The organism is Fructobacillus cardui, from assembly GCF_963580785.1.
Taxonomy (GTDB): Bacteria; Bacillota; Bacilli; order Lactobacillales; family Lactobacillaceae; genus Fructobacillus; species Fructobacillus cardui.
In genome coordinates this window covers 32,694-55,770 of sequence record NZ_CAUZLS010000002.1, presented here as the reverse complement: position 1 = coordinate 55,770, position 23,077 = coordinate 32,694, and the positions used below count along the sequence as shown (strand labels likewise).

Below are 23,077 nucleotides of genomic sequence, written 5' to 3'. Positions count from 1 at the left end.
AACCCTTCATATGAAAGGCTTTTGCCGTTAATTGAGCACAAAAAGGTTCTCCATGTTCATCAAAAAAACGCCGCCCCTCAGGGTAGCGTTTTTCTGTCAAACGAGTAAGAACGTTATGATCAACTTTGATTAATTTTTATGATGCAATTTCTTTCAAAACATTCTGTAGATCGTCTCCATGATGCATCATAAAGTCTGTCATTGTGCCATCAAAGTCAACTCTTTGATGGGCAATATGCGTTATGTGCGTTCGATCCGGAATTAACTCTTCAAATTGATGAGTTGTTAATAAAATGGTTTTCCCTGTTGCTAATTCTGAATAGAATAATTTCATTAATTGAGATACGTGATAGGGGTCTAAATTAGCGAATGGTTCATCAAACAAATAGAGTTTTCGTGGTACCTGTAACGAAGCCCAAATGATAATAAATCGCCGTTCGCCTCCCGACAAATTACCAAATCGTGCTTCCATATTTTTAGAAATGATTTCAGGTAAATTCAAATGATTTACCAGGTCAACGCCAGCCATTTCTCCAAATAATTTTAACGTTGTTAAAACAGTCACTTCATCAATAAAGCTTGCACCTTGAGTTTGATAGATAATATCTTTGGCATCCGGAAAGCCAATAAATTCCGCCGGTCGATTTCTATCCAAATTAGATATTTTATCCAGAATAACTGTTTTGCCAACTCCATTATTACCTATTAATAAATTTAACCGATTCGAATCAACTACAAAGGATCCCTGTCTAATTAATAATCGCTCACCAGCATAAATATCACATTTTTCTACTTTCATTATCTCCCCTTTAACCTCGTACATGAATTGAGGATACTGGAACTTTCTTAACCAAAATCAGACCCACAATAGCGATAACAATTATTGGTAACAAAACAGGCATCACAGTAACTATGGATAAATTGCCTTGATGATAAATTAGACTACCAACATCAATTGTTAGTGTGTACATACTAACCATGTTTAATAAGATATGAAGGAGAAAATTGTTGGTCTGCAGGCCTGATAATGCCAAACCAACAATAATATAAGTTGTTAAAATCATTGGAATACTGGAAAGCTTCATCCGACTAATTAAAATAATTGTTGAAGCTAAAGAAACAATGATATCCATTACGACAGCAGTGGTCAGTAAAATCAGAATAACCAAACTATTAATTGAATGAGTGATTCCTTGATAAATAGCCACAATAGCTAAAACTTGCAAGAGGTTCGAAAATAAATTGACTACAAAATTAGCAGCAAAAATATATAATTTATTACCAACAATTGAAGTAAAAGTTTTTAAGAAATTACGCTCTCTACTAATGAGCGTATTCATTACCCAACCATTAAGTACTCCGGTAACAACCATATAACCGACAAACGGTAATAAATCAGATAACTGATTTGCCGAACTAATTTGTCGATGGCTGTTCGACATAGTGTTTACTAATAAATACGCCAGTGGCATAAAAAATGAATAAACTAAGTCTATCTTGTTATCAAGCGCAACTTTAATTTGAAAGAAAATCAAAGCCTTTATTTTCTTTATCATCCCTTTTCTCCCAATAATTATAATGATAATCATCTAATATTAATATCATTATATTATCATATAATATTTGAAAAGGAAATTATTAATATTCATTCTAAAAAAACGCCGCCCCTAAGGGCAGCGTTTTTCTGTCAAACTGATTTAATTAAACAGGTAAGAATACTTACCATAGCCTTCTTTTTCCAAGTCTTCCTTTGGAACAAAGCGCAAGGCTGCAGAATTGATGCAGTAGCGCAATCCGCCTTGTTCAGCTGGTCCGTCATTAAAGACGTGGCCAAGGTGTGAGTCAGCTTCCCCAGAGCGAACTTCCGTCCGCGTCATGCCCAAGGAATTATCAGTTGATTCTTTCAAATCAACATCATCAATTCCCTTGGTAAAGGATGGCCAACCACAACCAGAATCATACTTGTCGGTTGATGAAAAAAGTGGTTCACCGGAAACGACATCAACAAAGATGCCGTCGTTCCACCACTGGTCGTACTTACCAGTAAAAGCACGTTCAGTAGCAGCATTTTGCGTCACATCGTACTGTTCAGGTGTTAAGCGTTGCTTTAATTCTTCTTGATCATACTTTGCCATGACTACTTGTCCCCCCAATACTTTGCTTGATAATCGTGTCGAGGGGCCATCATTGCTGCTTCACGCAATGGGTCCTTTTTATAGAAGTCTTGGTGGTATTCCTCGGCCTCATAAAATGGCTTAGCATCCTCGATTGACGTCAAGATTGGCTTGTCGAATCGACCTGATTCGTTCAACTCCTTCTTTGACTCCTCGGCAATTTGGCGCTGCTCAGGTGAGTTAACAAAAATTACTGGGCGGTATGAATCACCACGATCAGCAAATTGTCCAGTTGCATCAGTTGGGTCAGCTACTTGCCAATAAAGTTCAACCAAATCCTTGTAAGAGAACTTGTCAGGGTCAAACCAAATCTTTACTGCTTCGGTATGTCCGGTAGTATGGGAGCAAACTTCCTCGTAGGTTGGGTTTGCCACGTGGCCACCAGTGTAGCCGGAACGAACCTTTTCGATTCCTGGCAACGAGTCAAATGGCTCGACCATGCACCAAAAACATCCTCCAGCAAAAATTGCTGTATCTTGTGACATTGCAATTACCTCCTACATAACATTGTAAACAGTAACGAAAAATAGTCAATGGTATAGTTGTATTTTTATAAATTTAAAGTCGGTCTTCAATCCATTGCCAAACTTCATTTTTTCCTGATTTAGTAACGGAAGAGAAAAATTGGAAATCAGAATTTTCATCATCAAAATCAACTGCTTTTTTGATAATTGATTCAGATTGGTTTAATTTTCCACGGGCAATCTTATCAGACTTAGTTGCGACCAAGAGAACCGGAATATTGTAATACGCCAACCAATTGTACATCATGATGTCCTCTTCGCTTGGCTTATGGCGCGCATCAACCAAAGAAATCACACCACGAAGCTGCTTCCGAGAACTAATGTAGGTCTCAATCATTTGACCAAAGGCTTCACGCTTCTTTTTGGAAACCTTTGCATAGCCATAACCAGGAACGTCAACGAAGTAGAGCTTTCCCTCCACATCATAAAAGTTCAGTGTTTGAGTTTTTCCAGGCTGACCGGAAGTTCGGGCAAAATTTTTACGATTAATCAGGGTGTTCGTCAATGATGACTTGCCGACATTTGACCGACCGACCAAGGCAAATTCCGCCCGACCGTCCGTAGGATATTGGCTTGGTGAGACCGCTGACATCACCATTTCAACGTTATGAACGTCCATACTTAGTCCTTTTCATCTTTCTTCAAAACCAGCTCGGGTTCCTTACCAGACGTTACAGACGCCTTAGTGATTACAACCTTTTCAACATCATCACGACTTGGGATATCAAACATCGTATCCTTCATGACGTTTTCAATGATTGAGCGCAAACCACGGGCACCAGTGCCTCGTTCGATGGCCAAATCAGCCATAGCAGACAAGGCAGCAGGCTGGAATTCCAACGCAACGCCATCCAAGCCGAGCAATGCTTGGTACTGCTTAACCAAGGCATTCTTTGGTTGCGTCAAAATGTGGGTCAAATCCTCCACCGTTAACTCATCCAAAACCGTGATAATTGGCAAACGCCCAATAAATTCTGGAATCAAACCAAACTTCGTCAAATCTTCCGGTTCAACATTCTTCAAAACATTTGGCTTTTCCAAGGCCTTGGCCTGGTCTGATGTGCTTGAACCAAAACCGATTACTCGACTTCCCAAACGTTCCTTAATCAACGTATCAAGGCCAGCAAAGGCACCACCAACGATAAAGAGGATATTGGTGGTATCAACTTGGATTAATTCCTGTTGTGGGTGCTTACGACCACCTTGTGGCGGCACGGAAGCAATCGTCCCTTCCAACATCTTCAGCAAAGCCTGTTGGACTCCTTCACCCGAAACATCACGGGTAATCGAAACGTTTTCTGATTTTTTAGCAATCTTGTCAATTTCATCGACATAGATAATACCACGTTGAGCAGATTCCACATCAAAATCAGCAGCCTGCAAAAGCTTGAGCAAGATGTTTTCAACGTCTTCACCGACATAGCCAGCTTCTGTCAACGTTGTTGCATCCGCAATGGCGAACGGAACTTGCAAAATCTTTGCCAATGACTGAGCCAAGTAAGTCTTTCCTGACCCAGTTGGTCCTAGCAAAGCGATGTTTGACTTTTGTAATTCAACATCCGTCGTCTTCAAAGCATTTTCGTTAACACGCTTGTAGTGGTTATAGACTGCCACAGCCAAGGTCTTCTTAGCATCTCCTTGGCCAATCACGTAATCGTTCAGATTTTCAACGATTTCCTTTGGCGTTGGCAAAGTCAACTGCTCAGACTGCTGGTCAACTCGCATCTCTTCTTGGATGATTTGATCAGCCAATGCGATACACTCGTTACAAATATATAATCCATCAGGACCAGCGACTAGCTTTTTGACTTCGTCAGCATCCTTACCACAAAAAGAGCAGTGGACTGGAGTGGTTTCATTCGGTGTTTGGACCATAATATTCCCCCTCTATATCGTCTTTCTCCGGCATGAGCACTCGCCTGCCGGCTTGTTCAAAAAGAACAGCTGCCTAAATCAGTAGGCTATGTAAGAAAAAAAGCCCAACCGGGCTCTTTTTAATGGCTTACTTCACCTTGGCAGATGAAACAATCTTGTCAACGACTGCCTTCATAGCAATGTCGTGCTTCAACAAATCATCTGACAATGATTGCTTAACTTGTTCTTCTGAAATATTGTATTGATCAGCCAATGACTTAACTTCGGCAGCAACTTCATCAGCGCTTGGATCAATCTTTTCGGCCTTAACAATCGCTTCCAAAACCAAGTTTGTCTTAACGCGGTTGTCAGCGCCTTCTTCAAATTGCTTGTGGAATGATTCCTGAGTTTGACCAGAAATCTGGAAGAACATTTCTGGTGAAATGCCTTGTTGTTGCAATTGAGCCAAGTATTGTTGCATTTGACGATCAACGTCTTCGTGGATCATCTCTTCTGGCAAGTTGCCACCAACAACTTCAGCATTGTCAACTGCGGCTTGCACAGCAGCATCTTCGAAAGCATCCTTAGCTGCTTCGTCGCGTGCTTCTTGCAAGTTCTTCTTTGTCTTTTCCTTCAATTCAGCCAAAGTTTCAACGTCTTCATCAACGTCCTTGGCGAATTCATCATCTAAATCAGGCAATGACTTACGCTTGATTTCGTGAAGCTTTACTTCAAACAAAGCTTCCTTACCAGCCAAGTCCTTAGCTTGATATTCTTCAGGGAAAGTAACCTTAACGTCAACATCGTCGCCGGCTACATGACCAACCAATTGGTCTTCAAATCCTGGGATAAATGAGCCTGAGCCCAATTCCAAAGAATAATCCTTAGCTTGTCCACCATCGAAGTGGTCGCCATCAACAGAACCGTCAAAGTCAATGACAACAGTGTCGCCATTTTCAGCCTTTGTGCCATCTTCTTGCAAAATCAATTCGGCTTGGTTTTCTTGTTGGCGCTTGATTTCGGCATCAACTTCTTCGTCTGATACAGTGGTGTCTTGCTTTTCAACAGACAAACCAGTGTAATCACCCAACTTGATTTCAGGGGCAACGGCTACTTCGGCCTTCATTTGCCAGTCAGCACCCTTGTCCATTGAAACTGGAATGATGTCGGGGCGACCAACAACTGTGATGCCTTGTTCAGCAACAGCTGCATCATAAGCGGCTGGCAAAACGATATCCATGACGTCTTGGTACAATGCTTCTTCACCAAACTTTTGCATGAACAATGACATTGGTACCTTACCCTTACGGAAACCGGGTACGGCAATTTGGTTCTTGTTCTTGTCAAATGCTGGCTTCAAGGCCTTTTGTACATCAGCTTGAGCAATTGAAAATTCTAGTGTACCGCGGTTTGCATCCGCAGCAGCTGTCCATTTAGACATGTTAAATCCTCCAAAAATAAGTTCTATATAATTTTAGACCAAATGACTGATTTTATCAAGGCCAGCGACCAATATGCTCATGGCGATTAGCAAGTAATAGCAATGATTGATTGCCCTTCAACCAACTTTTGCTCAAAAACTAGACCAAAAAGACTATCCATCCATATTTTTTCATCCCCATTGAACTAGCAAGCACCTACCCTTTGGCGGATTCTTCTAAATTTTTTCACATAAAAACCGCTATCGTTAGCGTAGCGGTACTTTCCCATTCTTTACACTTTTTTTGACTAGACATTGATCTTCTGGCCATCATAATTCGACAAATTCACCTTCATCGTTTACATCCGCATCGTCAAACACGTTCAAATCAAAGACACGATTGAATTCTTCCATGTTGTCTGGATAATCGTTGCTACCCTCGATAGTCAAGACTTCTAATCCGTGATTGAAATAAATACGCACACTCCACTGAGTCGCATCCATGACGCTTTCATCCACATACTTTCTCTCCCAACTACCAACTCGAAGGTCTTTCAAAGCCCGGAAGAAATCAGTCTTAGCCATCAATCGCTCACTTTTAAAGTTTAAATCATCCGTTTCTTCCGTCCCCATTTTGACAAAATAACTAGAAGCGATGAGGTCATCCCCAACTACGGTAAAGGTATCATTCTGCTGTCCCCACATGTAGTCACCAGTTATAACCTCCATCTTGTCGATCGTCTCAATTTTATGATTAAAACCAGCTTCACGCAGGTCAGTTTCCATTAGAGGATAGGATCCACCATGAAAAATTAGTTCCGCCTTTTTCTCAATCAATTGTTCATAAACCTGGTCTGATTCCATTATTTGCCCGTCAGTTCGTAATAGCTCCTTTGGTGCAAAGCCCACAAGACTCCGGCGTGATTGACGCATTTTTTGCCAGTAATCTTGAATTTCTTCAATTTCACCAACCAAGTCATCGTTTTCATGACGATGGTTATATTCATGAAAAAAGTCTTCTACTCTCATCTCTCTAACTCCCCTAACTCTCTAACTCGAATTAGATTCATTATATGAGAATCAAAAAACGACTCTTTTATTTTTTACATGCAAAGCGGTTACATTTTAAAGACAATTATTATTGGCCAAAATAAAAAGCCAGACAAAAGTCTGACTTTGATGAGTGACTCCCTAAAAGATGTTTTAACTTTCAGAGTGTGCATCGCTTTACTGATTTTTATTCGGGCAAATTAGCTAAGTCCACAATGGCTTGACCGTAGATTCCCATTGAACGAACAAGGTCATCAACCAAGGCAAATTCGCCAACCTGGTGCATCGTATCTGGTGAATCAGGGAACAAAGCCCCAAAGGCAACCCCGCGGTCCATCAAGCGGCCGTAAGTCCCACCACCAATCACTTGGTCATGTGCTTCTAGACCAGTTTGGTTGTGGTAAATGTTCAACAAAGTCTTAACAACTGGATCCTCAGGTGAAACATAGTGTGGCACTTGAGCATGGCCACCAATCTTGGCTGAGTAATCCCAGACTGGCATTGCCTTTGCTAACTTTTCCTCGATGAATGCTGGTTCGATTCCCTTTGGATAGCGGAAATTAAAGTTGATGTAAACGCCCTTTTCCAAATCAAACTTTTGGATTCCAACGTTCATTGACAAGGCACCCATCACGTCATCAACATGGTTGACACCTAATTTTCGACCAGTTGGATCATCGTGTGACAAGTCACCCAAGTAGGCAAGAAAGTGAGCAGCTGTGCCACCAAAGTCATATTGCTTCAAGAACTTTGCCAAGTAAGTTCCGGCGTTTTCACCCGTTTCAGGCAAAGAACCGTGGACCTGCTTACCAAAGACTTCAAAGGACAATTGGTCTCCATCTGTTGTCACCGTTCCAGACACCTGAGGGTTATCAGTCAAGAAGGATGCAAAATCAGTTTCCACCTGATCAGCGGCAAGACCTGATACGGCAGCACGGGCAACACCCGGCACCATGTTCGTCCGAATTCCTGATTCAAATGAAAGCAACTGGGCATCATCCCCGTTAGTTGCTGGTGAAGTGATGTTCACCTGCAAGTTTCCCTTTTCACCATTAATAATTGGATATTCGGCATCAGGGGAGAAACCAAAGGCTGGTGCTGGTTCAACTTCGAAGTAGCGCGTCATGCCAGTCCAATCGTTTTCTTCATCAGTACCGAAAATCAAGCGGACACGACGCTTCAACGGCAAGTCCAAATCACGAATCATCTTAAAGCCGTAATAGGCAGCCAAACCGGGTCCCTTATCATCAGATGCCCCACGGGCAATCACCTTACCGTCTTCAATGACGGGATCAAAAGGATCCGTTTCCCAACCTTCACCAGCAGGCATAACGTCCACGTGAGAAAGCAAGGCGACATATTCATCAGCATCCTTGGGGCCAATTTCGATGTAACCAACCAAGTTATCAATGTTCTTAGTTGTAAAACCATCTCGGTCGGCCAAGGCCAAAATATGAACCAATGCATCCTTAGGACCAGGTCCCAACGGTGCATCCGCCGTCTTCTTGCTATCGTCACGAACAGAAGCGATTTTCAAAAACTCCTTCAAATCAGCCAAGTAAGCCCGTTCTTCTTCCTTAGCTTTTTCCTGCCAATCAATCATCAAAGACCTCCTTGTGGGAAGTGACCAAAGTCGCTCTCACCTTTTTCATTATTTTCTCATTAAGTTATTTTCATTATACACATCTTAGGCGTAAAATGCTTAACAGAGAGGTGAAAAATGATTAAATTAACTGAGAAAATCGTGCAAGAAGTGATTCAAGTTCGACCCCGCCAATCACATAAGGGCACTTTCGGCAAAACTTTAATCGTCGCGGGTAACCAAGACCTGGGCGGAGCAGCCATCATGAATGCCCAAGCCGCCATTTACGGCGGTGCTGGTTTGGTCACGGTGGCCACCGACCCTGTTAATAAAGTTGCCCTTCACGCCCGCTTACCAGAGGCCATGGTCGTTGACTATCATCAAGACCTATCGGATTTAATTGCCGGCGTGGACGTCGTCCTCATTGGTTCTGGTTTAGGAAATGAATTAACCATTTTAAAGCAAGTCCTAAATGAACTCACTGACAAACACAAAGTCATTTTGGATGGATCAGCCTTGACCATGATGGCACAGGAAAACTTACCTCTACCACAGGGCCAAATTATCTTAACGCCTCATCAAATGGAGTGGCAACGTTTTGGTCAAGTCGCCATTGCTGACCAATCAAAAGAAGACAATAATTGGGAGGCCCTTGTCGCCATGAATGCTGAACCAATTTTGGTTTTGAAGTCTGACCAGACTCAGGTATACTTGGAAAATGAGCTTTACCAATTGACAGTTGGTGGCCCCTACCAGGCAACCGGTGGCATGGGTGATACGTTGGCCGGTATCATTGCGGCCTTTATAGCTCAATTTCAAGACACAAATAGAGCCGTTTTGGCAGCAGTCTACAGTCATTCGGCCATTGCAGAGAGTTTGGCGGACACAGCCTACGTCACCTTACCAACCGAAATTGCCAAGGCCCTCCCGGCCTTCATGAAGGAAATGGCGGACCAAACTCCAACACTCTAACCAGCATTTGCCAAAGTTGGTTTACCCTCAACTAAAATCAGCAAAGGATACTGAGACATAATGAAATTTATTTCGTGGAATATCGACTCCATTAACGCCGCTGTTGAACACAGTTCAGATCGTGGCAAGATGACCTGGGGCGTTTTATCTGATTTGGCTGCGCAAAAGCCAGACGTTCTCGCCATCCAGGAAACGAAACTCAAGGGCTCCGGTTTAACTAAAAAGCACCTAGCCGCCTTGACTGAACTCTTCCCGAATTATCACTTTTACACCAACTCATCAACAGCCAGAAAGTCTTACGCTGGTACCATGATGATTGCTAAAGAAGAGCCAGTTGCCGTTGACTACCCAACGATTGGTGCCCCTGGTGAAATGGATCAAGAAGGACGGATTGTTACCCTTGAATACAAAGACTTCTTTGTTTCGACAGTCTACACACCTAATGCTGGTTCAAAATTAGATCGACTTGAGGACCGTCAGGCGTGGGATGATGCCTACCGGTCCTATATTGATGGTTTGAATGAAAAAAAGCCCGTCATCTTTTCCGGTGACTTTAACGTTGCCCACGAAGAAATCGACCTCAAGCATCCAAGCACCAACCACCATTCCGCTGGCTTCACCGACGAGGAACGCGAAAAGTTTACCTTGTTGCTGGATGCCGGTTACACCGATACCCTGCGCGCCAAAAATCCTGGACAAGCAGATATCTATACATGGTGGGCACAGCGAGTTAAAACTTCTAAGATTAATAACTCTGGTTGGCGGATTGACTATTACTTGGTTTCAAACCGGATTGCCAATCAGGTTCAAGATATCAAGGTCGTTGATACTGGTGCCAGACAAGACCATGCTCCAATTGAGCTGACTATCGACTTATAACAAATAAAGCCCTCATCGGTGAGATAATTCACTGATGAGGGCTTTTATCAAAAAATAAGTTATTCTTTTAAAAATGGACAAGACACATTTTGATGAAAAACAACTGTATCGCTTAGAAAAATTTAATAAAAAAGGGGCCGCTACTGTTTATTCGCATAACGACCCCCTTTTGTAATGCTAATTGTTATTTATTGTTCGAATTGTATCGGTGAGATGCACTTTCTTTTTCAAATCCTTTTGAAAATTAGAATCATCGCTCGCACCTTTTTTAGATGTTTCTTGTTGATATTTTTCAAAAGCCTCAAGGTCTCCTCGAACAAGCGTGCTAACCTCGCTTGCAGGCACAATTCGGCTTATTTTGACATAACTGCCCTTGTGATAAGCCATCACATAGGGTTCCACAACACCAGGATTTTCACCAGTTGACAAGGTTAACTTGGTCCAAGAGGTTCCCATTTCATTATCAGAATACCAAGCCGTCCATTCACGTTGGCTATTTGTCTTTGTTAAAGCTGGCATTTTTGTATAAGAAACTTGATACGTCAAAAAGGGGTTCCAACGATCAATAGCACCAATTCCTTTTGAGTAGCCAAAAATTAGTACACCAATCCAAGCGCAAAAGAAAATAAAAATCGTTGCCAATGTAATTGTCAATTTTTTATAGCGTGTTTTTAATTTCACCTCCCGATCAATTGTCGTCGCCATATCTTGCTTATTTTTCATTGTGTTTTCTTCTCCAAACATAATTTGTTCGAAAGACACATCAAACAAAACACAAATGCTTCTCAAAATTTCCAAACTAGGATAATTTTTCCCATTTTCCCAGGTCGACACCGTTTGGCGACTGACGTGTAGAATGTCAGCTAATTCTTGCTGAGTCATTTTTTTACTTTGACGAAGCCTTTTAATATCTTGCTCAAAACTCATATCTTTCACCTTTAATTTAGAGAATTTACTCTTATAAGACTAGCAAGAAAGACTGTCATTCGTAAAGCAAGTTATACTTGCACCATGTCTATTAGTGTCCTTCTGTTATATCCCTCAGCAAATATAGTGACTTCTTTTTTGATATAATTAAAAAAGAAAAATAAGGGAGAAAAGTATTGACTCAACATAAATTCGCTAAAATTGTCATGATACTTATACTAATTGCTGAACTCTATTGGCTATTTTTTGATTTCGTATCAGAAGGTTTTTGAGGTGCTGTTATTCCATTTTCAGCAGTCATTTCGAACTGTTTTTTTACTTTCAGCGGTCTTTGGAAAAAAATCTAATGATGATTTTCAAAGATAATTTTTATTCAAAAAGTGTAGACTGGAGAGAATTTTGAAACAATATTTGAAGAAAAACTTTTTATTTTATTTGATGAGTACAACTGTGTACTATGTGCTTACTTTTTTTGTGCTTAAAATAATTAATTTTGGATTGATCAAGAGTATTTTAGCGATAGTAGTGTATTTTTTTGTTTCATTATTAATGGGTTATTATTTAGATAAACGCGCTCATAAAGAGTCTCATCAAAGATAATTTCACAAAAAGCCCACAATCCTGATATTCACCAGGTTGTGGGCTTTTACTTTTTATAAGACGTGTTATATCAACTAGTTATATTGATTAGATAACGTTCTTTCATTTTATCTTCAACGATGTATCTAACATCTAAAACACCATGGTTTTTTAAAATGATTTTCTTGGAATTTTCGTTAAAACTATTGCAAGTCAATACAGCTTGACGAATACCTTTTTCCCGTAATTTTTCAAGTCCTAATTCCAGTAACTTATTACCATATCCTAATCCTCTAAAATCAGGACTAACTCCGTAGCCAATATGACCGCCTTCAATCATTAGATTTTCAGTTAAATCGTATCTAATTTGAACACTACCAACGATTACATCATTAGAAAATAAAAAAGAGTTTCTGCTGGAACAAACTTACCATCCTTATTTACCTTGTCATCTTTTAGCTTTTGAACAAAGTCGGGAAAAGTTTGATTAGTAAATGAAGATGTTGGCACCATCTTTTCCTTCCAAGAATTTTTATAATTGTTGTAGGCAATTTCATCACGTATTGTTAATTCTCTCAGCTGCATAAGTCTCTCCTAATTCATGTTTAGCTTATTTTATCAAACAGTCGCTGTAAATAAACTAATCTATAACTACTATAAAAAAACATATTATCTGTTTATTTAAAGAAAATAAATTATCTTTCATGAGCCAACGGCGATACCGCTGCTCCTACCCCAGCACTTGCCCTTAATACTCCTGCTATTAAAATGACCCAAGACATCGAAATACCTTGATTTAACAGTAAACCACCAAACCAAGATCCAACTGGAATGGAAGCATAAGAAACCATTCTAGTAACAGAAACAACCCGACCTAATTGTTCACTCGGAACGGTATGTTGTCGCAGTGTGAAATAAGTGATGACGTTGATTGTGCCAAAGAAACTAACCAATCCTAAAATGACACCAATATAAATGTAATTAGTATTAATCAATAATAAAAGTGTACTTAATCCTGCTAACACCGTGCTGATGGATAGTAGCACACCGGCTCGAAATCGCTCAACAATTAATGAACTAACTGGTCCGGCTATTAATGCGCCAACTCCACCTAACGATAAGGCTATCGTTGCATCTATCAGTGGGTATCCTAATGCCTTCGTCATATAAAAAATATAGTTTGCTTCAAACATATTGAGAGCAAAGTTAGTTATGAAGAACATCAAAGACCCACTAAAAATCACTTTTTGGTGAAAGCTATATTTGGCTCCCTCTAAAATGTCATTTTTAAGGAGGTTAAGCGTAATTTTTTTCGTGTGCCCTTTGTCAGTCTTTGGTAAAGCATATAAAATGCAAGCCGAAAGGATAAAAGAAAAAATATCAAACCAAAGCGCATTGATACCCCCTATTAGCATAACAACACTGCCACCTGCTAATGGACCTAAAATGGTTAATGTATTATCAATTGTTTGAATCAATGCATTCGCTTTTACATAATCGTCTCGTTTTATACTTTCTGGAATAATACTTTGAAAGCTTGGGTGAATTAACGAATCAACAGAAGCTAGCAAAAATACGGCTAGGTATAACAACGTAAAATTAATGTTCTTTACACTCAAAATAAATAACAAAAAACCGCTAAATATTGAGGCAAAAATATTGCCCACAACTAATATCTTTCGTTTGGAAAAATTATCAGCCAATGTACCCCCTATCAATGAGAATACGACCCAAGGTATAAAAGATATGCCAAAAGCCGTCGCAGCATGGTAAGCAGAACCAGTTTTTGACAAAACAATGATTGGTAAGGCAAGACGATACATCCAATCACCCAAAGTAGATACTAAAAAGCTTAACCACAACAGGTGAAAACTTTTTTTCTGAAAACTAAGCATTCATCAACCTCTTTCTAAATGTATGCCCTAATGATAGAATACGCATATCAGAAAGAGACAAAATGTGCATATAGGTAAAATTATGGCTGAAATCGGTGAAGTTTTTAAGACATTTCGAAAAGGAAAAAATATCACTTTAAAAGAAGCAAGCAGTGGCATTGTTTCATATACTTTTTTGTCTAAATTTGAAAGAGGATTGACCGATATTTCCTTCATGCACTTACTAGAATTGTTGGATAGAATTAATGTTCAACTTTCAGAATTTGAATTCGCTTATCAACAATCAAATAACTATCTAAATGATTTTTTACCCTCCCTACAAAGAGCCTACCAATCATCCGATATTGATTCTTTAAATGACCATCTGCGACGATGGCAAAATAAATCTGATAAATTTTCCAAACTACAAGTAATCCAAATCAAAATGATGTTGACCACACTCGGTAAAGGCACCATTACTGAAGATGAAATTAATACTCTACAAAATTATTTTCAAAGCATCGCCAACTGGACATTCTTTGAACTTTACCTCTTTGGGCATGCAATCCCTTTTCTCGAAGAAAAATTCATGTTAAATCTATTTTTAGAACTGCAAAAAAAGGCCATATTATATGACCTTTTCAGATATGACAGTTTCTCAATGCTCTTTTATATTTACAATAATATGATTTTACATATGCTTGAACAGCAAAACGCGGTTGTTGCCCAACAACTCTTGGATAATCTTGCCTCTTACTTTCAAAATCAGAAAAGGGACTATTACCATAGTGCACGGTTGCTGAATTTAAAGGGACTGACTTTATACGTTGGTGGCAGTAAGGAAAGCGGATTAATGCTTATTAAAAAGTCTAATATCATTACTTTTTTAATACATGACGACTCGCATTTTGCGCTAAATGAAAAAAATTATTTATCAAAATTTTTAAGTAAAGATGAATTAGAGGATGCTTTTAACTTCAAAGACATCGACCTAATCCATTTAAATAGTTTCGATTAAATTAACATTAGCGTATTAACTAATCAACCTATTGAAATACGATAAAATTTTTTATTGTATAGCCTCTTACTTATTAGTATCCTAATTCTTTAATGCTGTTTCAGAATAACTTAAAAACTGCTATATCGTAATTTATATTATTTTTTCTATATATCACCGAATGTACTAATAGTTCATTAGTCTTTTTTTTCTATAAGTGATATAATAAGGGCATAAGAAAAGCGGTGTTGTTCAAGCAACACCGCTTCACTAGCAAACCTGTTAAACGGTGGCTAGCCTTTTATCTTTGTTAAATAACCATCAGCTAGCCAAAGTTGTGATGGTTATTTTTTTTGACCTAATTTAATGAGATCAATAACAATGCCGATGAGCGTTAGAACAAACATTCCAAACGCCCACAACAATGTTAAGACATCCACTACGGACATCAGGCTTCTCCTTTCCTAGGATGCTGGGGGTTATGATTTTAAAACCATAGGCACCACCACCTTTCCAGGATAGCCACCATCTTCACTTGTTTGCATACCGATATTATCGCATAAACGCCTCAACCATGTGGTTTACAGCAGTGCCGACTAGTTAAACGATTCATTGAAAAATGTATTTAAAGAACAATATTACGCCGTTAATATCCTCTTGAAAAGCACAATCAACATACCTTATTTATTACGAACATATTCTTTTAGGACCTGATTTCCAAAGAGTTCACTTTGATAAATCAGAATCTCCGCACAGGCTAAAGAATCTTCCAGCGCATTATGGTGGTGATCCAAACGAATATTCAAAGCGGCAGAAACTGTGTTGAGCTTATGGTTTTGTAAATCAGGCAAGAGCCGGCGCGAGGTTTGCACAGTATCCAACAGTTGGTAATGAGCTTCAGGCAGACCATAATAGTCTAAGCAAGCCCGTAAAACCGAGGCATCAAAGTTGGCGTTGTGCGCCACCACGAGTTTTTCCTCGGTAAATAATGGCGCAATCGTTGGCCAAATTTCTGCAAATGTGGGCGCATTGACAACGTCCTTTGGATAAATACCATGAATTTGCGAATTTCGCGCTGAAAACGGCGTTGGTGGCTTAATCAAGGAATAAAATTGATCCACAACCTGGTTGTCACGCACGACAACCAAAGCAACTGAAACAGCCGAATGGCGCTGGTTATTGGCTGTTTCAAAATCAAAAGCGACAAAATTCATTAGAACAGTAACTCCATTTTTATGAGGTTTGCTTGGCGGCCGGACCGTAGTTCAATTGGCTCCGGTTCTTCACCGACTTCCGTGAAACCAAGCTTTTTGTATAGATGACGAGCAACCTGATTTTCCAGATCAACATCGAGCCAAAGACGATCATAACCGGCTTCTTCGGACCAAACAACCATTGCTGCCAGCGTTGATTGACCCAGTCCATGACCCTGAAAGGCGGCCAAGATTGCCAAGCCGACTTCGCCATCGGCAATCGAGGCAATGCCAACAGCAAGCGCGTCACTGTCTTCTTCATGGCCCAATGGCTTGGCCCAAATCAACCAAGTCTTGTTGGGCAGGTCATCGTTTTTCAAATCAGCTTCTACAACTGACGATTGATTAGACGCTGCCAGTGAATCACGGACTTCCGCTAATTCAAAAGTATCCGATTCCTGTTTCAATTGCACCAGCAAATCTTGGGCAGCTTGGGCCTGCTGGAGGTCCAAGCCAAGCATTGAGTACTCATAGTGGTCAAATTGTGCTGCAATCATCCGTGTAAGTCCTCCTCAATTTGAGTGGCTTGGCCCAAGCCCCGAACCACAATTTCACGATCAGAGTCTGCGCCCGCCATGCGGGTAAAGGTCATTTCTAAGCGATCATTTGGCAAAAGATCCGCCATGTACTGGGGCCATTCAATCAAAGTGACGCCATCAGTGCCCAGGTAGTCTTCGAACCCTTGGTCGGCTGCACCCATATTTTCAAGACGATAAGCGTCGAAATGGTAAAGTGGAATTCGCCCTTCCTCATAAGTGTTCAGGATATTAAAAGTCGGGCTTTTAACCCGACTCGTAATTCCCAAGGCTTTCGCCAATCCCTGAGTAAAGGTCGTCTTACCAGCGCCCAAGTCGCCTTGGAGGGTCACCACCAGGCCGGGGTAAACGAGCTTGGCTAATTGCTCAGCCAACGCCTGGGTTTCTTTTGGATTGTTCGTCTGATAGCTTTTCATATTCCATATTATAACACTGTCATTTGACTGAACACTGGGCACTTTGTTGGTTTTTTGTCCTGATTTTAAAAATTTCTTGTCAGTCCCCCAGTTGATAGGAGTACAATAAAAATAATCAAAAGAATTGAGAGGATTTTTACGAATGTCAAAAACAACTTTATTCCAAGTTGGCACGATGCAGCTACTCGCTAACAGCCTCTTAGACGGGACAATGTCCATCCACGACCTCCTGCAACACGGCGATTTTGGAATCGGCACAGGTCAAGGTCTAGATGGCGAACTGATTATCTTAGATGGGAAAGCCTACCATACCTTGGTCTCTGGCGAATCTGAAGTACCGGACGAAAATTTCAGCTCCCCATTTGCTGCCGCTCATCACGGTGATTTCAAAGATTTTAGAACAGCGGAAAATGCTGATTTGGAAGTCGTTTTACAGGACACCATCGACAAGTTACAGGCGCAAAATCAGTTTGCAGCTTTCTTGGTCGAAGGCGAATTTGAGACCATAACCACTCGCTCAGCTGCAGGTAGCCAAAAACCATACCCATCTCTAACTGAAGTCGCCGAAAAGCAACAGGTCTTTCACGGTTCAAAAGTTAAGGGTCGTCTCCTTTCCTATTACGCACCAGCTATTTACCAGGGCGTCACCGTAGCAGGCTTCCATTCCCACTTCCTTTCCGATGACCATGACCTTTCTGGCCACGTTTTGACCGGAAAAGTTTTGTCAGCCACGGTGAAGGTGCAAAAGTTCGATACCATCGAACAAGTCTTGCCTACTGAAAACCCTGATTTTAAGGCAGCTGATTTGACTGACTTGTCGATGGTTCACAAAGCCATTGAAGCGGCTGAATAAGTTCCATAAAATACATTTAAATCAACAAAAAACAGTTGCCGTGGTGGTAGGCCTCAAAATTTGGACAAACAAATTTCGGGGTTCACATCAACAGCAACTGTTTTTTATTTTACTTATGAATAAACATCGCATCCCCAAAGGAGAAGAACCGGTACTTGGCTTCAACCGCATGGTGATAGGCATTCAAAATGTTCTCGCGGCCGGTAAAGGCTGCAACCAACATCACCAAAGTTGACTTTGGCAAATGGAAATTAGTGATAAAGGCATCAACAACTCGCCACTGGTAACCAGGCTTAATAAAAATTTCCGTCCAACCAGAATCGGCCTGAAGTTGCCCATCAAATTTCGAACCAATTGTTTCCAACGTTCGAATAGACGTCGTCCCAGTAGCAACGATTCGACCACCCTGCTTACGGACCTTATTCAATGTGGCCGCTGCTTCTGCACTCAATTGATAAAACTCAGAATGCATCTGGTGGTCTTCAATATTTTCTTCTTCCACTGGTCGGAAGGTTCCCAAACCAACATGCAATGTTAATTCCACCAGTTCAACGCCCTTATCGGCAACCTTTTGCAGCAATTCTGGTGTCCAATGCAGGCCGGCAGTTGGTGCAGCAGCTGAACCATCCACCTTGGAGTAAACCGTTTGATACCGCTCTTGGTCTGCCAACTTTTCCTTAATGTATGGTGGCAAAGGCATTTCACCCAGCTCGTTCAAGCGTTCCATAAAGATGCCGTCATAAGAAAATTCAACATAGCGGCCGCCGTGTTCCAATTCACCAACAATCGTCGCCGTCATCACGGGCTTTTCTGGATCATCACCAAAAAGAATCGTTGATCCAATTGGTGATTTTTTAGCTGGTTTTACCAACGTTTCCCAAACATCCCCATGGTCTTGGCGCAATAATAGAACTTCAGCATGGCCACCAGTCTCTGGACGAATTCCGTGTAACCGGGCTGGCAAAACTCGCGAATTATTCATCACTAAGGCATCACCCGGGTTCAAATAGTCCAAAATGTCATAAAAATGCCGGTCCTCATAGGCCCCAGTTTCGGCATTCAGCACTAAGAGACGAGATGTATCGCGTTCCTTTAATGGCGTTTGCGCAATTAATTCTTGGGGTAAGTCATAGTCAAAATCTGATAATTGATAATGTTTTTCTTCTGTCATAAATCTCTTTTAAATTCTTTTATTCATCAGCCAGCAGGCTGCTAGTGTTTATGCTTTCGAGCAAATATACTCTAGTCCGGACCTTAATTCATCAAAAACGAACAAATCAGTCCTTTGGTTCAGGCACCGGCCGGCCCAAATGTTGGTAGGCCGCTTCCGTCACCACCCGACCTCTTGGGGTTCGACGGATAAAGCCTAATTGCAGCAGGTAAGGTTCCACCATCGACTCCAACGTGTCGGCTTCTTCCCCGATATTAGCAGCAATGGTCGCAAGACCAACCGGTCCACCATGATAAAAATCAATCATAGCGTTTAGCAGCTTATGATCGGTATCATCCAGGCCCTTTTGATCAACGCGCAACTTATCTAAGGCCGTTTCCACCAAGTCGGTATCAATCGCTTCTTTTCCAGCAACTTGGGCAAAGTCGCGCACCCGCTTCAACAGCCGATTGGCAATTCGCGGTGTTCCTCGTGACCGGGAGGCCACGGCATAGGCGCCGTCCTTTGTAATGGGCGCCTCGAAAATATCGGCCGTCCGGACCACAATCTGCTGTAAGTCTTCTGGCTGATAGTACTCGAGCGAGTTAATGATGCCAAAACGGTCACGCAAAGGCTTGGAAAGCATCCCAGGGCGAGTCGTTGCACCAACTAGGGTAAAGGGTGGTAAAGGAAAATGAACGGCTCTGGCAGTTGGTCCCTGCCCGACCATGATATCGATAAAATAATCTTCCATGGCGGAATACAACATTTCCTCAATCGCCGTTGGCATGCGGTGAATTTCATCAATAAAAAGCACATCCCCTGGCTCCAGACCATTGAGCAAGGCAACTAAATCGCCACCCTTTTCAATTGCCGGACCAGAGGCTGTCTTCAGATGCACACCTAGTTCATTCGCAATAATCATTGCTAACGTTGTCTTTCCTAACCCTGGCGGTCCGAAAAGCAGAACGTGGTCAAGGGCTTCTTCACGCATTTTGGCGGCTTGGAGATAAACCGCCAGCTCCTCTTTTAATGGCTGTTGACCAATATATTCCCGCAGGTACTTAGGTCGCAGGGAAAGCTCATCTTGCTGGTCTCTCGCATTTTCAGCTGCATCACGCAGCAATTCATCCGTTTCATTTTGGCCTTCAAACCAAGTATTAAATTGTGGGTTTTCATCAGTCATATCATTACTATTATAGCGCATTTGTTCGCCTCCTTCCCTGCTTGCTTGGCAAAAATAAAAGACGACCAATTCCGGTCGTCTTGTCGAATCAAAGACCTTACTGATTTAGCCAAGCCGGTAGCGCCTTGACTAATTTTTCTAGAGCCCGGCCCCGATGTGAAATCAGGTTCTTCTCAGACACCGTTAATTGAGCAAAGGTCTTCTGCAGTGGTTCGTAATAAAAGATTGGGTCGTAGCCAAACTTGTTGTCACCAATCTCTGTCTCCGTGACTTGCCCGTCAACATGGCCACTAACAACCAAAGGTTCTTTACCAGGACCAACCAGTTCGAGAACGGTCGTGAATTGCGCTTGCCGGTCCTGTCCTGATTTTCCAGCTAACTTAGCCAAAACCTTGGCATTATTGGCATCATCATCGTGGTCACCTGCATAGCGAGCCGAATAAACTCCTGGCTCGCCGTTTAAGGCTGCAATCGTTAACCCGGAATCATCAGCCATGATATAGTCGTCTGGATAGACGGCCGCTAGAGCAGCAGTCTTTTTATGAACGTTTTCTGCAAAGGTTGTGCCATCTTCAATAATTTCAGGAATCTCATCCAAGTCTTTTAAAGACAAAATATCCCAGCCCAAATCGAGCTTGGCCAATGCCTCCTTTATTTCTTGAACTTTATGGGTGTTGCCAGTGGCGATAATTAAGCGCGTCATCGTTGCTCCTTCTTTTACAAAATCAGAGTTACTTTCTTTAACAGGTTGGACCACCTAACTGCTGGTCACTAATCCACTGCAATCAATCTGTTGCCGGTAAATTTAGGTGAGTAAAATGCCAATCGTGTTTTGAACCCAGCCATTGCTCGGCAATGGTTGAAAAAGTTGAGACCGGCCCAGTTGTATAGAGTTGGTACTGCTTGTTTTCTGGGTGAACCTCCATGTCGCTATCAGCCAACAAGTCCTGTTCTTTCAGGATAGTCGCTAATTTTTGCGCTGTGGCAACTCCCGGATCAACTAAGGTTACCTCTGGTAAGGCCTGTTGAATGACGTCTGCCAATAGCGGAAAGTGCGTGCAACCAAGCACCAACGTGTCGATACCTGCCTCTTTAAGAGGCTGCAAATGATCTTTAACAATTTCAGCCACCTCAGCGTCCTGATAGCGGTTTTGCTCAACGAATTGGACAAAATCAGGCTCTGCTTGTGCAAAAATTTGACTACCCGGCGCCGCCGCCTGAATCTCAGCCTGGTACTGACCTGAATCCACGGTTCCCTCAGTTGCTATGACACCAATTTTCTTCGTCTTACTTGCCAAAACGGCCGATTGGACACCGGAATCAATCACACCGATAACCGGAATGGCCAAGTCTTCTTGTAAGCCAGGTAAGGCGCAGGCAGTTGCCGTATTGCAGGCAATCACCAGCGCCTTAATGTCATGGCTTTCAATTAAGTAGTCGGCAATTTGTCTGGTAAAATCAGCGACTTCCTCGGGCTTACGAGGGCCATAAGGCATTCGTGCTGTATCGCCAACATAAGCGATGGCTTCTGCCGGCAATGAATGAACGGCGGCTTTTAAGACGGTCAAACCGCCAATACCAGAGTCCATCATGCCAATTGTTTTTGTATTTTTCTTCATAATAGTCTTATTATCTTCCCTTCAAAACAAATTGCAAGCCTTTGCACCCGTTTAATCTCTCTTTTGCTATAATAACGGAAGAAAGGAATCTTTACTTATGTCAAATGCTCATTCTCAATCAAATAACGGTACCAATCAGACCGTTAGTGCCTTTGCACCACTACTCTTACGTGATGCTCTTTTGGCCAATATCTTAACAGATGATTATGCCAACATTACCTACTGGGCCGGAAAAGAGTTGGCTCGCCAGTTCCCTGTGGAAACGAGTGCTGATTTGCCTGACTTCTTTGAAAAGGCTGCTTTTGGTGATTTAACAATCAAATACCAAAGCGGTGATCAGCAGCAATGGCTTCTTTCTGGTGCCATGGTGGAAGACCGGTTGGCAACAAACCACCAAGCTGATTTTTCATTAGAAACTGGCTTCTTAGCGCAACAGCTGGAGTTGCAAGAAGAAGTTGTGGCGGAAGGAACCTTCCAAGTTTCTGCTCGACAACAGACAGTAACAGTAACGATTTTAACTGATATGTCTCATAAGATAAGCTCTTTAACCTCTTCTGAACAGGTTGCGCTTCGTGATCGCTTCTTAGACCAGGGCGAAGAAATCACCACTGAAGACATTGATAACCCTGAAGCACTCATCGTTAATCGCCAAAGCGTACCGGTTGATGAACCAGCAATTCAAATTAGTGAAGTTGACCAGGCCACATCAGAAGCGCCCGTCGAAGTTAAGCCAGCAGAATCTGCGGCGCCAATTGAGGCGGAACCAACAACATCGGCGGCTTCTTCAAACACCGAACCAACATCTTCCACAGCTTCAACTGAATCTGAACCAGCGGCATCTACCAGCACGACTGACTCTGAACCGGTCATTAACCAAAGTCAGAGCAAAAAAAGAGCCTTTTCCTTCTTCCGACCAAAGAAGAACCAAGCAGAATCAACTGCCCCTGTTTCAACAGACCAAGAACAGCAAGAAGCAATCGTTCCTGCACCTGAAAGCGAAAGCGCGACAGTGGCCGCAGAACCAACAGACAGCCAGGTAGCCGATACTCTTTCAATCGAGCAATCGATTACAAATTCGTTGTTAGCCTTTGGCCAAGAACGACGCCAAAAGTTTAGTCAAAAAGACGATTCAAGCTTGAACAAATAAAGCACTAATCGAGACAAAGAAAAGAACAGCAGCCCCACAATTTTGCGGGTTGCTGTTCTTTTTTAGTACCAAAAGTCAGACAGCC

26 protein-coding genes are annotated in these 23,077 nt (G+C 41.8%); 5 read left to right on the top strand and 21 right to left on the bottom strand.

All coding sequences use genetic code 11. The features are described 5' to 3' along the window. Positions 1 to 136 precede the first annotated feature (136 nt). The 9 genes from AABI20_RS02410 to pepV form a co-directional block, all read right to left on the bottom strand. A complete protein-coding gene (locus tag AABI20_RS02410) occupies positions 137 to 799 on the bottom strand; it encodes an ATP-binding cassette domain-containing protein (protein WP_338346689.1) in 663 nt (220 codons plus the stop codon). A 10-nt stretch (positions 800 to 809) separates the two neighbouring features. Beyond that, entirely contained in the window at positions 810 to 1,556 is a 747-nt protein-coding gene (locus AABI20_RS02405; RefSeq protein ID WP_338346688.1) for a hypothetical protein, read from the bottom strand. Between the two features lie 141 nt (positions 1,557 to 1,697). After that, complete coding sequence (gene msrB, locus AABI20_RS02400; protein ID WP_047975548.1) at positions 1,698 to 2,135, bottom strand: peptide-methionine (R)-S-oxide reductase MsrB; 438 nt, start codon at positions 2,133 to 2,135, stop codon at positions 1,698 to 1,700. A gap of 2 nt (positions 2,136 to 2,137) precedes the next feature. Beyond that, a complete protein-coding gene (gene msrA / locus AABI20_RS02395) occupies positions 2,138 to 2,659 on the bottom strand; it encodes a peptide-methionine (S)-S-oxide reductase MsrA (RefSeq protein ID WP_059393265.1) in 522 nt (173 codons plus the stop codon). Between the two features lie 73 nt (positions 2,660 to 2,732). Beyond that, entirely contained in the window at positions 2,733 to 3,317 is a 585-nt protein-coding gene (gene yihA / locus AABI20_RS02390) for a ribosome biogenesis GTP-binding protein YihA/YsxC (protein WP_047975546.1), read from the bottom strand. Between the two features lie 2 nt (positions 3,318 to 3,319). After that, the gene (gene clpX / locus AABI20_RS02385; RefSeq protein ID WP_338345849.1) at positions 3,320 to 4,573 is read right to left on the bottom strand and encodes an ATP-dependent Clp protease ATP-binding subunit ClpX; all 1,254 of its coding nucleotides are present in this window, start codon (positions 4,571 to 4,573) and stop codon (positions 3,320 to 3,322) included. Between the two features lie 127 nt (positions 4,574 to 4,700). Further along, positions 4,701 to 5,993 carry a trigger factor gene (gene tig, locus AABI20_RS02380; protein ID WP_047975544.1) on the bottom strand — a complete coding sequence of 431 codons (1,293 nt, stop codon included), beginning with the start codon at positions 5,991 to 5,993 and terminating at the stop codon, positions 4,701 to 4,703. A 309-nt stretch (positions 5,994 to 6,302) separates the two neighbouring features. Continuing rightward, the gene (locus AABI20_RS02375) at positions 6,303 to 7,001 is read right to left on the bottom strand and encodes a hypothetical protein (RefSeq protein WP_288846430.1); all 699 of its coding nucleotides are present in this window, start codon (positions 6,999 to 7,001) and stop codon (positions 6,303 to 6,305) included. Positions 7,002 to 7,209: 208 nt separating this feature from the next. Beyond that, on the bottom strand, positions 7,210 to 8,628 hold the full coding sequence (gene pepV / locus AABI20_RS02370; protein ID WP_338346685.1) for a dipeptidase PepV: 1,419 nt from the start codon (positions 8,626 to 8,628) through the stop codon (positions 7,210 to 7,212). 114 nt (positions 8,629 to 8,742) lie between these two features. Here pepV and AABI20_RS02365 point away from each other — a divergent pair, with 114 nt between their 5' ends. Continuing rightward, positions 8,743 to 9,576, top strand: a complete 834-nt coding sequence (locus AABI20_RS02365; RefSeq protein ID WP_338346684.1) for an NAD(P)H-hydrate dehydratase — start codon at positions 8,743 to 8,745, stop codon at positions 9,574 to 9,576. Between the two features lie 60 nt (positions 9,577 to 9,636). Beyond that, positions 9,637 to 10,455 (top strand): exodeoxyribonuclease III, encoded by an 819-nt coding sequence (locus AABI20_RS02360; protein WP_047975540.1) that lies wholly within the window; start codon positions 9,637 to 9,639, stop codon positions 10,453 to 10,455. Between the two features lie 177 nt (positions 10,456 to 10,632). On the opposite strand, the gene AABI20_RS02355 is transcribed toward AABI20_RS02360, so the two are convergent. From AABI20_RS02355 to AABI20_RS02340, 4 genes are all read right to left on the bottom strand, one after another. Beyond that, complete coding sequence (locus tag AABI20_RS02355; RefSeq protein WP_338345852.1) at positions 10,633 to 11,382, bottom strand: helix-turn-helix transcriptional regulator; 750 nt, start codon at positions 11,380 to 11,382, stop codon at positions 10,633 to 10,635. 670 nt (positions 11,383 to 12,052) lie between these two features. After that, on the bottom strand, positions 12,053 to 12,301 hold the full coding sequence (locus AABI20_RS02350) for a GNAT family N-acetyltransferase (protein ID WP_338346683.1): 249 nt from the start codon (positions 12,299 to 12,301) through the stop codon (positions 12,053 to 12,055). 44 nt (positions 12,302 to 12,345) lie between these two features. Further along, complete coding sequence (locus AABI20_RS02345) at positions 12,346 to 12,546, bottom strand: hypothetical protein (protein ID WP_338345854.1); 201 nt, start codon at positions 12,544 to 12,546, stop codon at positions 12,346 to 12,348. Between the two features lie 110 nt (positions 12,547 to 12,656). Then, the gene (locus tag AABI20_RS02340; protein ID WP_338346682.1) at positions 12,657 to 13,856 is read right to left on the bottom strand and encodes an MFS transporter; all 1,200 of its coding nucleotides are present in this window, start codon (positions 13,854 to 13,856) and stop codon (positions 12,657 to 12,659) included. Positions 13,857 to 13,938: 82 nt separating this feature from the next. On the opposite strand from AABI20_RS02340, the gene AABI20_RS02335 reads away from it, so the two are divergent. Continuing rightward, positions 13,939 to 14,853 carry a helix-turn-helix domain-containing protein gene (locus AABI20_RS02335; protein WP_288846437.1) on the top strand — a complete coding sequence of 305 codons (915 nt, stop codon included), beginning with the start codon at positions 13,939 to 13,941 and terminating at the stop codon, positions 14,851 to 14,853. A 323-nt stretch (positions 14,854 to 15,176) separates the two neighbouring features. On the opposite strand, the gene AABI20_RS07565 is transcribed toward AABI20_RS02335, so the two are convergent. From AABI20_RS07565 to tsaE, 4 genes are all read right to left on the bottom strand, one after another. Continuing rightward, entirely contained in the window at positions 15,177 to 15,281 is a 105-nt protein-coding gene (locus AABI20_RS07565) for a putative holin-like toxin (protein WP_082131961.1), read from the bottom strand. Positions 15,282 to 15,512: 231 nt separating this feature from the next. Further along, a complete protein-coding gene (locus AABI20_RS02330; protein WP_338346681.1) occupies positions 15,513 to 16,046 on the bottom strand; it encodes a 3'-5' exonuclease in 534 nt (177 codons plus the stop codon). Then, positions 16,046 to 16,582, bottom strand: a complete 537-nt coding sequence (locus AABI20_RS02325) for a GNAT family N-acetyltransferase (protein ID WP_047975704.1) — start codon at positions 16,580 to 16,582, stop codon at positions 16,046 to 16,048. The genes AABI20_RS02330 and AABI20_RS02325 overlap by 1 nt, the downstream gene beginning before the upstream one ends. After that, positions 16,579 to 17,037 (bottom strand): tRNA (adenosine(37)-N6)-threonylcarbamoyltransferase complex ATPase subunit type 1 TsaE, encoded by a 459-nt coding sequence (tsaE, locus tag AABI20_RS02320; protein WP_248661327.1) that lies wholly within the window; start codon positions 17,035 to 17,037, stop codon positions 16,579 to 16,581. The genes AABI20_RS02325 and tsaE overlap by 4 nt, the downstream gene beginning before the upstream one ends. Before the next feature lie 142 nt (positions 17,038 to 17,179). Between tsaE and budA the strand changes: the two genes are divergently transcribed. Further along, positions 17,180 to 17,890 (top strand): acetolactate decarboxylase, encoded by a 711-nt coding sequence (budA, locus tag AABI20_RS02315; RefSeq protein WP_288846440.1) that lies wholly within the window; start codon positions 17,180 to 17,182, stop codon positions 17,888 to 17,890. 109 nt (positions 17,891 to 17,999) lie between these two features. On the opposite strand, the gene queA is transcribed toward budA, so the two are convergent. The 4 genes from queA to murI form a co-directional block, all read right to left on the bottom strand. Next, positions 18,000 to 19,061 (bottom strand): tRNA preQ1(34) S-adenosylmethionine ribosyltransferase-isomerase QueA, encoded by a 1,062-nt coding sequence (queA, locus tag AABI20_RS02310; RefSeq protein ID WP_288846441.1) that lies wholly within the window; start codon positions 19,059 to 19,061, stop codon positions 18,000 to 18,002. Positions 19,062 to 19,167: 106 nt separating this feature from the next. Then, entirely contained in the window at positions 19,168 to 20,226 is a 1,059-nt protein-coding gene (gene ruvB / locus AABI20_RS02305; protein ID WP_338346767.1) for a Holliday junction branch migration DNA helicase RuvB, read from the bottom strand. A 97-nt stretch (positions 20,227 to 20,323) separates the two neighbouring features. Beyond that, a complete protein-coding gene (locus AABI20_RS02300; RefSeq protein ID WP_288846442.1) occupies positions 20,324 to 20,929 on the bottom strand; it encodes an XTP/dITP diphosphatase in 606 nt (201 codons plus the stop codon). An 82-nt stretch (positions 20,930 to 21,011) separates the two neighbouring features. After that, a complete protein-coding gene (gene murI / locus AABI20_RS02295; protein WP_047974888.1) occupies positions 21,012 to 21,845 on the bottom strand; it encodes a glutamate racemase in 834 nt (277 codons plus the stop codon). A 97-nt stretch (positions 21,846 to 21,942) separates the two neighbouring features. Here murI and AABI20_RS02290 point away from each other — a divergent pair, with 97 nt between their 5' ends. Then, complete coding sequence (locus tag AABI20_RS02290) at positions 21,943 to 22,992, top strand: YslB family protein (RefSeq protein WP_053068939.1); 1,050 nt, start codon at positions 21,943 to 21,945, stop codon at positions 22,990 to 22,992. The last annotated feature ends 85 nt before the right edge of the window (positions 22,993 to 23,077 follow it).

Excerpts from the sequence above, each read along its gene's own strand:
- msrA (WP_059393265.1), bottom strand. The coding sequence starts at position 2,659 with ATGTCACAAGATACAGCAATTTTTGCTGGAGGATGTTTTTGGTGCATG.
- tig (WP_047975544.1), bottom strand. The coding sequence starts at position 5,993 with ATGTCTAAATGGACAGCTGCTGCGGATGCAAACCGCGGTACACTAGAA.
- AABI20_RS02330 (WP_338346681.1), bottom strand. The coding sequence starts at position 16,046 with ATGAATTTTGTCGCTTTTGATTTTGAAACAGCCAATAACCAGCGCCAT.
- AABI20_RS02405 (WP_338346688.1), bottom strand. The coding sequence starts at position 1,556 with ATGATAAAGAAAATAAAGGCTTTGATTTTCTTTCAAATTAAAGTTGCG.
- AABI20_RS02335 (WP_288846437.1), top strand. The coding sequence starts at position 13,939 with ATGGCTGAAATCGGTGAAGTTTTTAAGACATTTCGAAAAGGAAAAAAT.
- AABI20_RS02345 (WP_338345854.1), bottom strand. The coding sequence starts at position 12,546 with ATGCAGCTGAGAGAATTAACAATACGTGATGAAATTGCCTACAACAAT.
- AABI20_RS02360 (WP_047975540.1), top strand. The coding sequence starts at position 9,637 with ATGAAATTTATTTCGTGGAATATCGACTCCATTAACGCCGCTGTTGAA.
- murI (WP_047974888.1), bottom strand. The coding sequence starts at position 21,845 with ATGAAGAAAAATACAAAAACAATTGGCATGATGGACTCTGGTATTGGC.
- msrB (WP_047975548.1), bottom strand. The coding sequence starts at position 2,135 with ATGGCAAAGTATGATCAAGAAGAATTAAAGCAACGCTTAACACCTGAA.
- AABI20_RS02365 (WP_338346684.1), top strand. The coding sequence starts at position 8,743 with ATGATTAAATTAACTGAGAAAATCGTGCAAGAAGTGATTCAAGTTCGA.
- ruvB (WP_338346767.1), bottom strand. The coding sequence starts at position 20,226 with ATGACTGATGAAAACCCACAATTTAATACTTGGTTTGAAGGCCAAAAT.
- AABI20_RS02355 (WP_338345852.1), bottom strand. The coding sequence starts at position 11,382 with ATGAGTTTTGAGCAAGATATTAAAAGGCTTCGTCAAAGTAAAAAAATG.
- AABI20_RS02300 (WP_288846442.1), bottom strand. The coding sequence starts at position 20,929 with ATGACGCGCTTAATTATCGCCACTGGCAACACCCATAAAGTTCAAGAA.
- AABI20_RS07565 (WP_082131961.1), bottom strand. The coding sequence starts at position 15,281 with ATGTCCGTAGTGGATGTCTTAACATTGTTGTGGGCGTTTGGAATGTTT.
- clpX (WP_338345849.1), bottom strand. The coding sequence starts at position 4,573 with ATGGTCCAAACACCGAATGAAACCACTCCAGTCCACTGCTCTTTTTGT.
- AABI20_RS02290 (WP_053068939.1), top strand. The coding sequence starts at position 21,943 with ATGTCAAATGCTCATTCTCAATCAAATAACGGTACCAATCAGACCGTT.
- AABI20_RS02340 (WP_338346682.1), bottom strand. The coding sequence starts at position 13,856 with ATGCTTAGTTTTCAGAAAAAAAGTTTTCACCTGTTGTGGTTAAGCTTT.
- AABI20_RS02325 (WP_047975704.1), bottom strand. The coding sequence starts at position 16,582 with ATGATTGCAGCACAATTTGACCACTATGAGTACTCAATGCTTGGCTTG.
- AABI20_RS02375 (WP_288846430.1), bottom strand. The coding sequence starts at position 7,001 with ATGAGAGTAGAAGACTTTTTTCATGAATATAACCATCGTCATGAAAAC.
- tsaE (WP_248661327.1), bottom strand. The coding sequence starts at position 17,037 with ATGAAAAGCTATCAGACGAACAATCCAAAAGAAACCCAGGCGTTGGCT.
- budA (WP_288846440.1), top strand. The coding sequence starts at position 17,180 with ATGTCAAAAACAACTTTATTCCAAGTTGGCACGATGCAGCTACTCGCT.
- AABI20_RS02410 (WP_338346689.1), bottom strand. The coding sequence starts at position 799 with ATGAAAGTAGAAAAATGTGATATTTATGCTGGTGAGCGATTATTAATT.
- AABI20_RS02350 (WP_338346683.1), bottom strand. The coding sequence starts at position 12,301 with ATGATTGAAGGCGGTCATATTGGCTACGGAGTTAGTCCTGATTTTAGA.
- queA (WP_288846441.1), bottom strand. The coding sequence starts at position 19,061 with ATGACAGAAGAAAAACATTATCAATTATCAGATTTTGACTATGACTTA.
- yihA (WP_047975546.1), bottom strand. The coding sequence starts at position 3,317 with ATGGACGTTCATAACGTTGAAATGGTGATGTCAGCGGTCTCACCAAGC.